The organism is Verrucomicrobiota bacterium, from assembly GCA_016871675.1.
Lineage (GTDB): Bacteria > Verrucomicrobiota > Verrucomicrobiia > Limisphaerales > VHCN01 > VHCN01.
This window is the reverse complement of record VHCN01000039.1, coordinates 16,946-30,264: the sequence shown is the minus strand read 5'-3', so window position 1 is coordinate 30,264 and position 13,319 is coordinate 16,946. Positions and strand designations below refer to the sequence as shown.

Below are 13,319 nucleotides of genomic sequence, written 5' to 3'. Positions count from 1 at the left end.
GTGAAGGCCGGGCCTTCCCACCAATACGGCCCGAAGACGGCGTCGGGTTTTCCATCGCGGTTCAAGTCGCCGAACATCGCGCCCTCGGACCAGTAGTGTTTTTCGAGCTGTTGTTTCTTGAACGAGTGCAAGGTGGTGTCAGCAGCGGAGGCGGCAAAGGCAATGGACACGGCGGCGAAGGACCCAACGAGTGGCTTCATGGTGGAGTTGTCGCAAGTCGTGGAGAGTGGGTCAAGCGGCCAGACTCCCGCCGACACGGCCTGATCGTAATCCTCATCCTATTCTTGATCCTCCGGCGCACCTGAAGGGGAGATTAGGATTAGGGTGAAGATTCAGATCAGGAGAGCGCCCGGGCAGCATGCGTCGCTGGCGCCGAGCGCATTGCTGCATTGTCTTCGCCGTGGTTCTCCGCTAGCAAGTCGGGCGTCATCGGACCGCGCCATGTATTTCCTGAAACGCCTCGCGTGGATGCTGCCGTTGATGCTGGTGATCAGCCTGATGGCGTTCGCGCTGGTGCGTGTGGCGCCGGGCGGGCCGTTTGACAAGGAGCGCAAGCCGGCGTCGCCGGAGATCGAGCGCAATCTCAAGGCGAAGTATCACCTGGACGAGCCGTTGTGGAAACAATACCTGCGCTTCCTCGGCGGCGTGGCGCAGGGCGACTTCGGGCCGTCGCTGAAGTATCGCAACCATTCGGTGACGGACATCATCGCGCAGGGGCTGCCGGTGTCGCTGGCGCTCGGCGGGATGGCGTTTTGCTTTGCGATGGGGGTGGGCATCCCGCTGGGGTTCTACACGGCGGTGCGCAAAGGGGAGTTCGGCGACTACGCGGGAAGTTTGCTCGCGGTGCTCGCGGTGTGCATCCCGGGGCTGGTGGTGGGACCGCTGCTCATCGTGCTCGCGGCGATCCACTGGCGGCTGCTGCCGGTGGGGTTGTGGGAAAGCCCCGCGCACGTGGTGCTGCCGACGCTGACGCTCGGGCTTTACTTCGCGGGCCGGGTGGCGCGATTGATGCGCGAGGGCATGCAGACGACGCTGCACGCGGAGTTCATCACCACCGCGCGCGCGAAGGGGCTCGGCGACACGCAGGTGCTGCTGAGACATGCGTTTCGCATCGCGGTGCTGCCCGTGGTGAGCTACTCGGGCCCGATGCTCGCGGACCTGCTGACCGGGTCGTTCGTGGTGGAGAACCTGTTCCAAGTGCCGGGCATCGGCGTGTTCATGGTGAACAGTTCGCTGAGCCGCGACTACACGATGGTCGTCGGTCTCGTGCTGCTCTACGCCGCGCTGCTGCTCGCCTTGAACCTGCTCGTCGATCTCGCCTACAGCTACCTCGACCGGAGGGTGGTGTATGAGTGAGCCCGCGGCGAACGTCGGGGCGCGAACCGACCCCGGTGGAGCCTCGAACTCCGTCGTCGCTCCGCACCTCTCCCCCAACCAGCGCGCGTGGCGGCGGTTCCTGCGCAACCGGCTCGCGGTGGGTTGCGCCGGGCTGCTCGTCGTGATGCTGGGCATCATCCTCGTGTGGCCGTGGATTTCGCCGCACGCGCCGGATGCCGTGGGCGAGGCGCAATTCCACCCGCCCGATGCGACGCACTGGCTCGGCACGGACGTGCACGGGCGTGACTTGCTGAGCCGGATTTTCTTCGGCGCGCGGGTGTCGCTGCTCGTGGGCGTCATCGGCGCGCTGGTGAGTTTTGTGATCGGCGTGACGTGGGGCGCGGTGGCGGGTTATCTGGGCGGCCGGTGGGACAGCGCGATGATGCGCATCGTGGACGTGCTCTACTCGCTGCCGTCGATCGTGTTCGTGATCGTGCTCATCACGACGATCAACGGCGTGCTTGACACGATGAAGTCCGCGGGGCTCTCGACGCAGGGCGCGCGCTCGGCGCAGTTCATCTGCCTGTTCGCCGGGCTCGGCGCGGTGTCGTGGCTGACCATGGCGCGCATCGTCCGGGGACAGGTGCTGTCCCTGCGCACGCGCCAGTTTGTGGACGCCAGCCGCGCGCTTGGCGCGAGTCACGCGCGCATCCTGTGGCGGCACATCCTCCCGAATGTCGCCGGCGTGATCATCGTGTATCTCACGCTGCTCGTGCCGGCGATCATCCTCTACGAATCGTTCCTGAGCTATCTCGGCCTCGGCATCCAGCCGCCGCAGGCGAGCCTCGGCTCGCTCATCGCGGAGGGCGCGGGGCAGATCAATCCCGTCCGCATCTACTGGTGGCTCATCGCGTTCCCCGGCGTGATGCTCGTGTCGCTGCTCCTCGCGCTGAACTTCGTCGGCGACGGCTTGCGGGACGCGTTCGATCCGCGCGCCGGCAAGTGAGCCGCGCGTCGCCGGGCGTCGACTCGTGACTCGCAGCGCCCCGCGAGCTACGCGGTCTTCGCCGCCCTGATGTTCTTGAGCAACTCCCCCGCGCACGCACCGGCGAAGGCCGGGTCGTTGATGGCGCAATCCATCTCGATGACGGGAATTCCCGGCCGTAGGTGCGCCTTGAGGTTTTCGAAGAGCGCGCGGTCGGCGGCCGGATCGTGAAACTTCTGTCCCTCCGCGCTGATGACGCTGATCGCGCGCAGCGGCACGAGCACCGTGACGGGCGCCGTCGAGAGGTTGACCTTTCCGGCGAGTATCCGGCCGAGTTGCGCACACTCGTCGGGAGTGGTGCGCATGAGCGTGACCTGCGGGTTGTGCGCGTAGAAGGTCCGGCCGGCGAACTTCGCCGGAACCGTTTCCGGCGGGCCGAAGTTCACCATGTCGAGGCAGCCGGGCGTGACGATCGCCGGGACACCGCGGCGCGCGGCGGCTTCGCACCGTGACGGACCGGCGCCGAGGATGCCGCCGACGAGTTCATCGGCCCATTCGGTGGTGGTGATGTCGAGCACGCCGGTGATCAAACCGGTCTCGATGAGCGATTCCATCGTGCGGCCGCCCGTGCCCGTGGCGTGGAAAACGAGCACCTCGAAGCCCGCGGCTTCAAGCTGTTTCTGCGCGCGCTGCACGCACGCGGTTGTGTTGCCAAACATGCTCGCGACGATCACCGGCTTGTCGCCGCCCCGGGCGACGGTGGCCTCGACCATGCCGCAGATGGCGCCCGCGGCGCGCGTGAGAATCTCGCGCGAGATGCGGTTGATGCCCGAGACATCCACGATGGAAGGGAACATGACGATGTCCTTCACGCCGACGTATTGGCCGACATTTCCACCCGCAAGCGTGGAGACCATGAGCTTGGGGAAACCCACCGGCAGCGCGCGCATCGCCGCGGTCGCGATAGCCGTGCCGCCGCCGCCGCCGAGCGATATCACGCCTTGAATCCTCCCCTCGGCCGCGAGCCGCGCGAGCACGATGGGCGCGCCTCGCGACATCGCGGCGACGGCCTCGCCGCGGTCGCGCCGGGCCACGAGCGCGGCGAGATCCGCGCCGGCGGCGCGCGCGATTTCGTCGCGTGAAACATCCGGCGCGAGTTGCGGAGCCTCAAGCGCGCCGACATCGACCACGACCGTCGCGTGGCCGCGCTCGCGGATGAGCCGGGCGACGAAGCCGTGCTCCTCGCCCTTGGTGTCCATCGTGCCGAGGATTGCGATCGTGGCCATTGGATGGGGCGCAGCGTAGCGCGGAGCCGCGGGATGTGGAGTTGAAAATCGCCGCGCGGCGCTCGCGGGGCGGATGGCGCGCTCCTGCTTCCCCGCCGGGCTGCGGGACATGCCCGGGAACATCACGTTCGAGCAGTTGAAACCGGGGAGCTTTCACATCGGGCGCGCCGGCTGGGGGCACAGTTGCGTGGAGGACAGCGTGGCACTCGCCGTCGAAGCCGCGCGCGAGGGACTCGACGTCGTGCTCCAGCCCGCCAAGCACTAGGCGGCCCTCGCGGCACAAAGTTCGCGAGCGCGGGCTTCACCGAGTTCCGCGACAACCCACGTCGGTTGCAAGCCGCGTAATTCCCCGACTGAGTGCGCGCCCGTCGCCACCGCGAGGCTTCGCGCACCGATGGACTTCGCGCACGTGATGTCGTGCGGCGTGTCGCCGATCACGAGGATTTCCTCGCCGCACAGCCTTCGGCCGAGGGCGCGCGAGGCGCGGCGCTGCGCGATCGCGGCGAGTTCGTCCCGATGCTCGTGGTCGTCTCCGAACGCGCCGACGCTGAACAGCCCCCACAACTCGTAGTGGCGCAGTTTGATCTCGGCGCCGAGGCGGATGTTTCCCGTGAGCAGCCCGAACGCCGGGGGTTGGGGGAGCGATTGCAGGTCGCTGAGAAACGACCAGACGCCCGGGCACGTGCGCCCGTGGCACTGGTCAAGCAGGTGGTCGAGCCAGAACACGTAGCAGTCGTAAAACCGCTGCAGCGATTCCGCCGTGAGGTCGTGATTGTGCCGCGAGAGGAATTCCCGCACGAGGCTGGAGTCGGTGCGGCCCGCGAACTTTAACTGCTCTGTGCCATTCGGAAGGCCGAACGCGTTCTCGAACGCTTTGCCAAACGCGCGCACCCCCGCGCCCCCGGTCTGGATGAGCGTTCCATCGATGTCGAACAGGACGAGTCGGATCACGCGCGGAGGTTAGGACGATTCCGGCGCGCCGGGAAGTCTGCCGGGCGGGCGCCCCGCGCGCCGTTTCGATGTTGAACGACCGCCTGTGTTCATGCTTGGCTTCGGGCGTTTCCCGATATCCATGACCGACAATCCGCGCCACAATCGCACTGCGATTTTCTCCGCACAGTTTCTTCGCCTCAGTGAACTGCTCGGCGAAGTGCTCCCGGCGAACCCCTTTTACTCGCGCAAACTCGGCGCGGCCGGTGTCAGCGCCGACATCGAGAGCATCGAGGCGTTCAAGAGTCGCGTGCCCTTCACCACCAAGCAGGAACTGGTCGAGGATCAGGCGGCCAATCCGCCTTACGGGTCCGACCTCACGTATCCGCTTTTCCAATACACGCGCTGCCATGTGACCAGCGGCAGCACCGGCCGTCCGCTGCGCTGGCTCGACACGCCCGCGAGCTGGAACTGGATGCTCGACAACTGGGAACTCGTCCACCGCACCGCGGGCACCGCGCACTCGGACACCGTCTTCTTCGCGTTCTCGTTTGGGCCGTTCCTCGGGTTCTGGACCGCGTTCGAATCCGCGCAGCGCCTCGGCTGCCTCTGCGTCGCCGGCGGCGGCATGAGCAGCGTCGCGCGGCTCCGCGCCATTCTCGACCAGGCTGTGACCGTCCTGTGCTGCACGCCAAGCTACGCGCTGCACCTTGCGCAAGTCGCCGAAGCTGAAGGGATGTCCCTTCGACACTCCAAAGTCCGCACCCTCAGCGTCGCGGGCGAACCCGGCGGCAGCATCGGCTCCACGCGGTTGCGCTTGCAGGAAGCCTGGCCCGGCGCGCGCGTTTACGACCATCACGGCATGACCGAGGTCGGCCCCGTCACCTTCGAATGCCCTGCGCGTCCGTGCGTGCTGCATGTGAACGAATCCGCCTACATCGCCGAGGTCCTCGACCCGGCGACCGCCCGCCCCGTCGCGCCCGGCGACACCGGCGAACTCGTCCTCACCACACTCGGACGCCACGCCTCGCCGCTGTTGCGCTACCGGACCGGCGACCTCGTGAAGATTTCCGCGCACCCTGCCGCCAAGCTGCCCTGCGACTGCGGCCGCTTCGACCTCGCGCTTGAAGGCGGCATCCTCGGCCGCGTGGACGACATGGTCATCATCCGCGGCGTGAACGTCTTCCCCAGCGCCATCGAGGACATCGTGCGCAAATGCGGCGGCGTGGCCGAATACCGCGTGCGCGTGAACCGCACGCCGGCACTCGTCTCGATGGAACTCGACCTCGAACCCGACGCCGGCTGCCTCGACACCGGTTCGCTCGTGCGCCGCGTGACCCATGCGATCGAAAGCTCGCTCAATCTCTCTGTCCCCGTCCGTGCCGTGGCCCCCGGCGCGCTGCCGCGCTTCGAGATGAAAGCGCAGCGCTGGGTGCTCGAGTGAATGCCGCGCCCAGGGCGCAGGCCGACGAGGTGGAGAATGAGTTCTTCGGACTGCGGCGGGACGCTGAGCGCCCCGCCGCTTTGGCGTGCGGCAAGCGAACCCAGGCCGGGTCGTCCCTTCGCTCTGCGACCGCACTCCAAGACCCGCGACGCGCAGCCACCCCATCGCACCGCGCGCGACATCGGTTGCGACGGGTTTCTTCGCAAGCCGGACACCCCGGCCATGGTCGCGGGCGTGTTGTACCTGGAAGCTCCCCGTTGGCCCGAGTGGGGATTTGCAGCAGCCATGTCCGGCGGCATGAAGCCGCGCCTTAAATTTGAACCGCTGTCCTGCGCAACAGGCGCACGTCCACTGCGTCCATGCCCGCGGCGCGGATGGCGTCCATCCCGAGGTCGGTGTCTTCGAACGCGCGGCAGGCTGCGGGCGGAACGCCGAGGCGACGGGCGGCCTCGAGAAAGATGTCGGGCGCGGGTTTTGGGTTCACCACGTCCTCGCTGGTGACGATTGCGTCGAAGTGCTGGCGAATGCCGAGGTGGACGAGGATTTGTTGGACGACGTGGAGCTTGCCTCCCGACGCGACGGCCATGGGGAGTCGTCCGGCGTGTTCGCGGGCGATGGCGACGACCTCCGGGATGGGCTCGGCGCCGCCTAAAAGCGGGAGGAAGGCGTGCTCTTTCTCGAGCGAAAGGGCCACGGGGTCCTTGGCGTGGCCCTGTTCTTCGCAGAGGAGGCGAAAGATGTCGCGCGAAGGCACGCCGCCGAGTGCGTAGAAGCGCTCCTCGGTGAAGTGGATGCCGTGGCGGCGTGTGACCGTGTGCCATGCCTCCCAGTGAAGGGGCATGGTGTCGGCAAGGGTTCCGTCGCAGTCAAAGATGAGGCCGCGGATCACGGGAGTGGGTTCAAAGTTCAAGGTCTGAAGTTGCGAGCGCCGCGTTCAGAGTTTCAGCGACTGGAGGCGCTGTTCGACGTCGTTGGCCATGAGGGGTTCGATGACGGGGTCGAGCGCGCCTTCGAGGATGCGGTCGAGGTTGTAGAGTGTGAGTTCGATGCGGTGGTCGGTGACGCGGTTCTGCGGGAAATTGTAAGTGCGGATGCGTTCGTTGCGTTCGCCGGTGCCGACCTGTTGGCTGCGTTGGGCGTCATACTTGGCTTTCTCCTCGGCGAGTTTGCGGTCGAGGAGCCGGGTGCGGAGGACTTTGAGGGCCTTGGCCTTGTTCTTGAGCTGGGAACGCTCGTCCTGGCAGCGGACTTCGACGCCAGTGGGCTTGTGGACGATGCGCACGGCGGAGTCGGTGGTGTTGACGCCCTGCCCGCCGTGGCCTCCGGCGCGGCAGACGCCGATCTCGAGATCCTCGGGGCGGATCTCGATGTCCACGTCGGCGGCCTCGGGCAGCACGGCGACGGTGCAGGTGCTGGTGTGGATGCGTCCGCTGGCCTCGGTGGCGGGCACGCGTTGCACACGGTGGACGCCGGACTCGAACTTGAGGCGTCGGTAAACGTCCTGCCCGTTCACGCCGAAGATGACTTCCTTGTAGCCGCCGAGGTCGCTCGGGCTGGCGTCCATGGGCTCGACTTTCCAGCCGCGCGCGTCGGCGTAGCGCGAGAACATGCGGTGCAAGTCGGCGGCGAACAGGGCGGATTCCTGGCCGCCGGCGCCGGCGCGAATCTCGATGATGGTGTTGCGCGAGTCGGCCGGGTCGGGCGGGATGAGGCCGCGCTGGACTTCGAGGGCGAGGTGCCGTGTTTCGGCCTCGAGCCGGGCGATGTCTTCCTTGGCGAGTTGCGCGAGTTCGGAGCCATCGGGTTCGGCGGCGAGGAGGGCGCGGTTTTCCGTGAGTTGATCGAGCGTCTTGAGGTAGGCGTCGGCCGCGGCGGAGATTTCCTTGAGGCGCGAATACTCCTTGGAGAGGTCTTGCGCGCGCTGCGGGTTGGCAAAGGCGTCGGGCGCGCTCAGGGCCGACTCGACGTCGGCGAAGCGCTGCCGGAGTTTCTCAATGTGCGGACGCAGGTCCATGGAACGCAGGTTCGGCCAGTGTTCAGGGTTTGGACAGCGGTTCGGTCGTTGATCCTGCCTCGGCTCGGGATGCGGGAGCCGGGCACTGATTGCTGGACTCTGAATGCTCTCCGCACCCCCCCGCGCAAGGGTGCCAAAAGCAAACCCGCCCGCCGGCCGGTGAAGGCCCACGGGCGGGTTGCGGAAAGCTCGCTACTTCTTCTTGCGCTTCGTGTTGGCCTCGGCCTGAACGGCTTGTGCGGCCTGCGTCTTGACGAGCCGCTGCTGGTATTTGTCGACGCGGCCGGCGGTGTCGACGAACTTCTGCTGGCCCGTGTAGAACGGGTGGCAGACGTTGCAGATGCCGAGCAGGGCCGTGGCGCGTGTGGAGCGGGTCTTGATCACGTTGCCGCAGGCGCAACGAATCTCGGCCTCAACATACTTCGGATGAATGTCAGCCTTCATATCAAAGGGTCGCGACCATACCAGCGAGTCGTGAAGTGACAAGCGGGAATTTGGCCGCGCGACCATAAACGGATTCTCGACGCGCGTCGGCCTTTTTACTTGCGGCCCCGGCCCCGGCCCACTAAGAACGGCCCAACAGAATCCCTGAGTGTCGGACCGCTTCGTCGCAAGTGTGCGTCATTTGCCCGGCAGTCCGCCCCGGCGAAAGGCACCATGTCTCATCCAAAGGAAACACCCGAACCGCCCGGCTTTTCACGCCGCGGCTTTCTGCGGGGCATCGGCGTCACCGGCGCCGCCGCGAGCGTCATCACCACACTCAAGCCCGAGGCCTCCGCCGCCGAAGCCGGCATCCGTGGGCCGGGCGAAGTGCCCGTCACGCTCAAGGTCAACGGCACGGCGCACAAGCTCAACCTCGAGCCGCGCGTCACGCTGCTCGACGCGCTCCGCAACCGCCTCGACCTCACCGGCTGCAAGAAAGTCTGCGATCGCGCCACGTGCGGCTCGTGCACGTGCCTTGTGGACGGCGAGCCCGTTTACTCGTGCACGATGCTCGCCATCGAGGCCGAGGGCCGGAGCATCACGACCGTCGAGGGCATCGGCACGCCGAAGAAGATGAGCGCGGTGCAGTCGGCCTTCGTCAAGAACGACGCGCAGCAGTGTGGCTTCTGCACGCCGGGCTTCGTCACGGCGGCAACCGCCTTCGTCCGCAAGCATCCCAACGCCACCATGGATGAAATCCGCGCCGGGCTCGGCGGGAACCTCTGCCGCTGCGGCACCTACGCCGGCATGTTGCTCGCCGTGTCCGACGCCGCGAAGAAAGGAGGAGCGTAATGGCTACCGTTGCATGGCCCGCCGCTGACAAACGCGCCCACATCGGCAAGCGCTACGACCGCGCCGACGGCCCCGCCAAGGCCACCGGTTCGGCAAAATACTCCTACGACGTCAACCGCCCCGGCATGCTCTACGCCAAGGTCGTCACCTCGCCGCACGCGCGGGCGGACGTCTCGGGCGTGGACACCAAGGCCGCCTCCGCCCTCAAGGGCGTTCGCGCCGTGTGGGTGGACGCCGACCTCAAGGAAGTCCAATACGTCGGCCAGATCGTCGCCGCCGTCGCGGCGGACACCGAGGAAATCGCCACGGAAGCCGCCGACTTGGTCAAGGTCACCTACAAGGCCACGCCACATCAAGTCGTGGACAACGACCCGAAGTTCGTGAACGCACAGAGCGGCGCGCCCGCGGTGCGCAACGTCGGCAATTTCGACCAGGCCTTTGGCGCGGCAGCCGTCCGCCACGAGGGAGTTTATGGCGTGCCCGTCATCACGCACTGCTGCCTCGAACCGCACGGCCAAGTCACCGAAATCAAGGGCGACGAGCTCCACATCTGGCCCTCGACGCAAAACGTCACGGGCTACGCGAACCAACTCGGCGCGCAGGTCGGCGTGGACCAGAACAAGATCTTCGTCGAGACCCAATACATGGGCGGCGGCTTCGGCTCGAAGTTCAACTTCGACAAATGGGGCGTCATCGGCGCCACGCTCAGCAAGCAGACGGGCAAGCCCGTCAAGCTCATGCTCGACCGCGATCTCGAACAGATGATCGCCGGCAACCGTCCCTCCGCTTACGGCAAGGTCAAGGTCGGCCTCGACAACACCGGCAAGATCACCGCCTTCAGCGCGGACATCGTCGGCACCGGCGGCGTCAGCGGCTGGAACATGGCGCAATTGCCCTACGTCTTCACCAAGATCCCGAGCATCGCGATCAACGGCCGCCGGATCCTCACCAACCGAGGCGCCCAGCGCGCGTGGCGCGCGCCGGCGCATCCGCAGTGCTGCTATCTCACGCAGTGCGCACTCGCCGACGCCGCGGCCGCGCTCAAGATGGACGAGTTGGACTTCTTCCTGAAGAATCTCGACCTCACCGACCGCGAGGACGTTTACAAGGCCGAACTCCTCAAGTGCGCCGACATGATTGGCTACCGCAAGAAGGCCCATCCACGCGGCGACACCACGCGCGGCCCCATCAAGCGCGGACTCGGCATGGCCATCCACACCTGGGGCGGCCGCGGCCATCCGAGCCAGTGCGACATCACCATCCATTCCGACGGCACCGTCGAGGTCAAGATGGGCACGCAAGACCTCGGCACCGGCACGCGCACGACCGTCCCGCAAGTCGTCGCGGAAACGCTCGGCATCCAGATGGATCAGGTGAAGATGCTCATGGGCACGAACCGCTATCCGCCCTCCGGCGGTTCCGGCGGCAGCACCACCATCGGCGGCGTCAGCGCCGCCGCGCGCATCGGCGCGACCGCCGTGTTGAACGAACTGCTCGACCAACTCGCCCCTCGCATGGGTGTGAAAGCCGACCAGCTTGAAGCCAGCGCCGGCGCGATCCGGCAGATTGGCAATCCCGCCTACGCCGTGCCGTGGAAGACCGCGTGCGCGCTGCTCGGCCCGAACACCATCACCAAGCGCGGCGTGTGCGACCCGAACGCCGCGCAGGCAGCCGGCCTTCTCAGCGCGCAGGTCGGCGGCGCGCAGATGGCCGACGTCTCCGTGGACATCGAGACCGGAATCGTCACAATGAACGAGATGGTCGCCGTGCAGGATTGCGGCCTCATCATCAACCTCAAGCTCGCCGAGAGCCAGGTCTTCGGTGCCGTCATCATGGGCATCACCTCCGCGCTCTACGAAGAGGCCGTCTACGATCCCGCCACCGGCCAGATGCTCAACCCCGACATGGAGTTCTACCGACTCGCCGGGCTCAAGGACGTCGGCATCCTCAAGGTCCACATGATGACCGGCAAAGGCTACGACGAACGCGGCGTCATCGGGATCGGCGAGCCACCCGCCATCTCACCCATGGCCGCCATCGCCAACGCCGTCACCAACGCCATCGGCGTGCGCGTGCCCGACCTTCCGCTCACGCCCGACCGCGTCATCAACGCCCTCCAGAAAGGAGGCAAGCTCGCATGAAGCCATTCGAATACGCAGCGCCCAAGACCATCAACGAAGCCGTCGGACTCCTCGGCGACACGTGGGGCCGCACCGAGGTTCTCGCCGGCGGCACCGACCTGCTGACCTGCATCAAGGACGGACTCGCCTCGCCTTCGCGCCTGGTCAGCCTCCGCAACCTCGCCGGCCTCGACGACCTCAAGTCCGATTCCAAGGGCCTGCGCATCGGCGCGATGGTCACCCTCGCCGAGCTCGCCGCACACTCCGCCGCGCAGAAAAACTTCCGCGCGCTCGTCACCGCCGCGACCGGCATCGGCTCCGCGCAGATGATGAACATGGGCACCGTCGGCGGCGACCTCTGCCAGCGCCCGCGCTGCTGGTTCTTCCGCAACGGCAACGGCCTCCTCGCCATGAAAGACGGGAAATCCCTCGTCCGTGACGGCGACAACCGCAACCACGCCGTCTTCAACACCACCGGCAACGCGCTCTTCGTCAGCGCGTCGAGCCTCGGCCCCGCGCTCGTCGCGCTCGGCGCCGAGATCAACGTCGTCGGACCCAAGGGGAAGACCCGCAAGATTGCCGCCGCCGAGTTCTTCACAACGCCGCGCAACGACAACGAACGCGAGACCGCGCTCAAACCGAACGAAATCGTCACGGACGTCTTTGTCCCGAACCTCGGACTCAAGAACGCGACTTACGAAGTCCGCCACCGGGCCGGACTTGACTGGCCGTATGTCACCGCCACCGTCGCCTACAAGCTCAACAAGGGCCTCATCACCGACGCCCGCGTCGTGCTCGGCCACGTCGCCACCACGCCGCACCGCGCCGCGAGCGCCGGCCGCGTGCTCGAAGGCTTGAAGCCCGACGAGTCCGCCGCCACACGCGCCGGCCTATCGGCGACCGACGGAGCGAAGCCACTGAGCGGAAACACCTACAAACTGCAACTCGTGAAAACCGCCGTGAAGCGCGCCGTGCTCGCCGCGGCTTGAAGGAGACCTGGCCATGGAACCGACCCCACCCCCCTCGATTGACCTCCGCGCCCCGTGCCGCCACCTGCGCAGCAAGGAAATGTTCCACTCGGCCGCCGGCGCGCCGGACGACGAATTCTCCAGCGGCGTCTATTGGTGCCAGAAAACCTGCGAAGCCTTCGGCCCCGACGGCGAACTGGCGGACAAAACCCGGTGTTGCAACGGGCGCACGTGTTATCTACTTTAACCATGCCCGCACAAGCCGGGCGCCACACGACACGACCATGAAAACCGGCATCCTACTCGCCACCCTCCTCGCAGCCTCCGTGCTCACCTCGCGCGCTGCCAGCATCCATGGCGACTACCTCGAAGTCCGCACCTGCGACATCTACACCGGCCCGTGCTTCGCCAACGCCGAAATGGGCCTCACGGGCAAGGAAGCCATCCTCACGTGGGCCATCCGCGAAGGCACATGGAACGGCACGCAACTGAACGGCCTCAAGGTCATCGCCGTCGTCCGCACCGACACCACGATGGGCGACCAGGCCTTCGCGCCACGCGCGGGCAAGGCCGTTGTCATCGTGGACTCGAAGGCCGACGCGAAGCAGCGAGAAGCCCTCGTGGCAATGGTTCGCGCCGCAGGCGGCAAACTCATCAGCGAAGTCGCCGAGATAAAGTCCGCCGCCATCGAGACGAACATTGGCAACTGCACCAAGGCCGGCTGCGCGTCGGTGAAAGCCGCGGACCTCGTCGCCATCACCACCCGGTGCTTCGGCGACAAGGACCACGTCTGCGGCAACGAGACCACCTTCTACCCGCCGCTCACGAAAATCGCCGGCGCGCTCCCCGCGTTCACCGAGGTGGCCCGCTACGCCGGCACGGGCTTGAACGTGACCTTCACCGCAAGTCACCAGCGCAGCGCGTTCCTCGGCACGTTCTCGATCTGATTCACCAGCCGATTCGCACGAAAGCCGGAGGGC

General features: G+C 66.8%; 15 protein-coding genes. 9 read left to right on the top strand and 6 right to left on the bottom strand.

Annotated features, from left to right (window positions below; translation table 11 throughout):
• On the bottom strand, positions 1–200 hold a 200-nt coding region (locus tag FJ386_09700), incomplete at its 3' end, for a VCBS repeat-containing protein (GenBank protein ID MBM3876977.1).
• A gap of 241 nt (positions 201–441) precedes the next feature.
• Between FJ386_09700 and FJ386_09695 the strand changes: the two genes are divergently transcribed.
• The gene (locus FJ386_09695; GenBank protein ID MBM3876976.1) at positions 442–1,356 is read left to right on the top strand and encodes an ABC transporter permease; all 915 of its coding nucleotides are present in this window, start codon (positions 442–444) and stop codon (positions 1,354–1,356) included.
• Positions 1,349–2,323, top strand: a complete 975-nt coding sequence (locus FJ386_09690; protein ID MBM3876975.1) for an ABC transporter permease — start codon at positions 1,349–1,351, stop codon at positions 2,321–2,323. Before FJ386_09695 ends, FJ386_09690 begins: the two co-directional genes overlap by 8 nt.
• A gap of 47 nt (positions 2,324–2,370) precedes the next feature.
• Here the strand turns inward: FJ386_09690 and FJ386_09685 are convergent, their stop codons facing one another.
• Positions 2,371–3,588 (bottom strand): UPF0261 family protein, encoded by a 1,218-nt coding sequence (locus FJ386_09685; protein ID MBM3876974.1) that lies wholly within the window; start codon positions 3,586–3,588, stop codon positions 2,371–2,373.
• A gap of 73 nt (positions 3,589–3,661) precedes the next feature.
• Here FJ386_09685 and FJ386_09680 point away from each other — a divergent pair, with 73 nt between their 5' ends.
• Positions 3,662–3,853 carry a hypothetical protein gene (locus tag FJ386_09680; protein MBM3876973.1) on the top strand — a complete coding sequence of 64 codons (192 nt, stop codon included), beginning with the start codon at positions 3,662–3,664 and terminating at the stop codon, positions 3,851–3,853.
• On the opposite strand, the gene FJ386_09675 is transcribed toward FJ386_09680, so the two are convergent.
• Positions 3,850–4,539 carry a hypothetical protein gene (locus FJ386_09675; GenBank protein ID MBM3876972.1) on the bottom strand — a complete coding sequence of 230 codons (690 nt, stop codon included), beginning with the start codon at positions 4,537–4,539 and terminating at the stop codon, positions 3,850–3,852. The genes FJ386_09680 and FJ386_09675 overlap by 4 nt on opposite strands.
• A 121-nt stretch (positions 4,540–4,660) precedes the next feature.
• Here FJ386_09675 and FJ386_09670 point away from each other — a divergent pair, with 121 nt between their 5' ends.
• Positions 4,661–5,962, top strand: a complete 1,302-nt coding sequence (locus FJ386_09670; GenBank protein ID MBM3876971.1) for a phenylacetate--CoA ligase — start codon at positions 4,661–4,663, stop codon at positions 5,960–5,962.
• A 310-nt stretch (positions 5,963–6,272) separates the two neighbouring features.
• Here the strand turns inward: FJ386_09670 and FJ386_09665 are convergent, their stop codons facing one another.
• The 3 genes from FJ386_09665 to rpmE all read right to left on the bottom strand — a co-directional run bounded on the left by FJ386_09665 (position 6,273) and on the right by rpmE (position 8,420).
• Positions 6,273–6,851, bottom strand: a complete 579-nt coding sequence (locus FJ386_09665; protein MBM3876970.1) for an HAD-IA family hydrolase — start codon at positions 6,849–6,851, stop codon at positions 6,273–6,275.
• A gap of 45 nt (positions 6,852–6,896) precedes the next feature.
• A complete protein-coding gene (gene prfA / locus FJ386_09660; protein ID MBM3876969.1) occupies positions 6,897–7,976 on the bottom strand; it encodes a peptide chain release factor 1 in 1,080 nt (359 codons plus the stop codon).
• 192 nt (positions 7,977–8,168) lie between these two features.
• The gene (gene rpmE, locus FJ386_09655) at positions 8,169–8,420 is read right to left on the bottom strand and encodes a 50S ribosomal protein L31 (GenBank protein MBM3876968.1); all 252 of its coding nucleotides are present in this window, start codon (positions 8,418–8,420) and stop codon (positions 8,169–8,171) included.
• Positions 8,421–8,633: 213 nt separating this feature from the next.
• Between rpmE and FJ386_09650 the strand changes: the two genes are divergently transcribed.
• The 5 genes from FJ386_09650 to FJ386_09630 are packed head-to-tail and all read left to right on the top strand — an operon-like array spanning position 8,634 to position 13,286.
• Positions 8,634–9,251 carry a (2Fe-2S)-binding protein gene (locus FJ386_09650; protein ID MBM3876967.1) on the top strand — a complete coding sequence of 206 codons (618 nt, stop codon included), beginning with the start codon at positions 8,634–8,636 and terminating at the stop codon, positions 9,249–9,251.
• Positions 9,251–11,392: a xanthine dehydrogenase family protein molybdopterin-binding subunit gene (locus FJ386_09645; GenBank protein MBM3876966.1), complete on the top strand. Its 2,142-nt coding sequence runs from the start codon at positions 9,251–9,253 to the stop codon at positions 11,390–11,392. The genes FJ386_09650 and FJ386_09645 overlap by 1 nt, the downstream gene beginning before the upstream one ends.
• Positions 11,389–12,360 (top strand): molybdopterin dehydrogenase, encoded by a 972-nt coding sequence (locus FJ386_09640; GenBank protein ID MBM3876965.1) that lies wholly within the window; start codon positions 11,389–11,391, stop codon positions 12,358–12,360. The genes FJ386_09645 and FJ386_09640 overlap by 4 nt, the downstream gene beginning before the upstream one ends.
• A 13-nt stretch (positions 12,361–12,373) precedes the next feature.
• Complete coding sequence (locus FJ386_09635; protein ID MBM3876964.1) at positions 12,374–12,586, top strand: hypothetical protein; 213 nt, start codon at positions 12,374–12,376, stop codon at positions 12,584–12,586.
• A gap of 37 nt (positions 12,587–12,623) precedes the next feature.
• The gene (locus tag FJ386_09630) at positions 12,624–13,286 is read left to right on the top strand and encodes a DUF1326 domain-containing protein (GenBank protein ID MBM3876963.1); all 663 of its coding nucleotides are present in this window, start codon (positions 12,624–12,626) and stop codon (positions 13,284–13,286) included.
• The last annotated feature ends 33 nt before the right edge of the window (positions 13,287–13,319 follow it).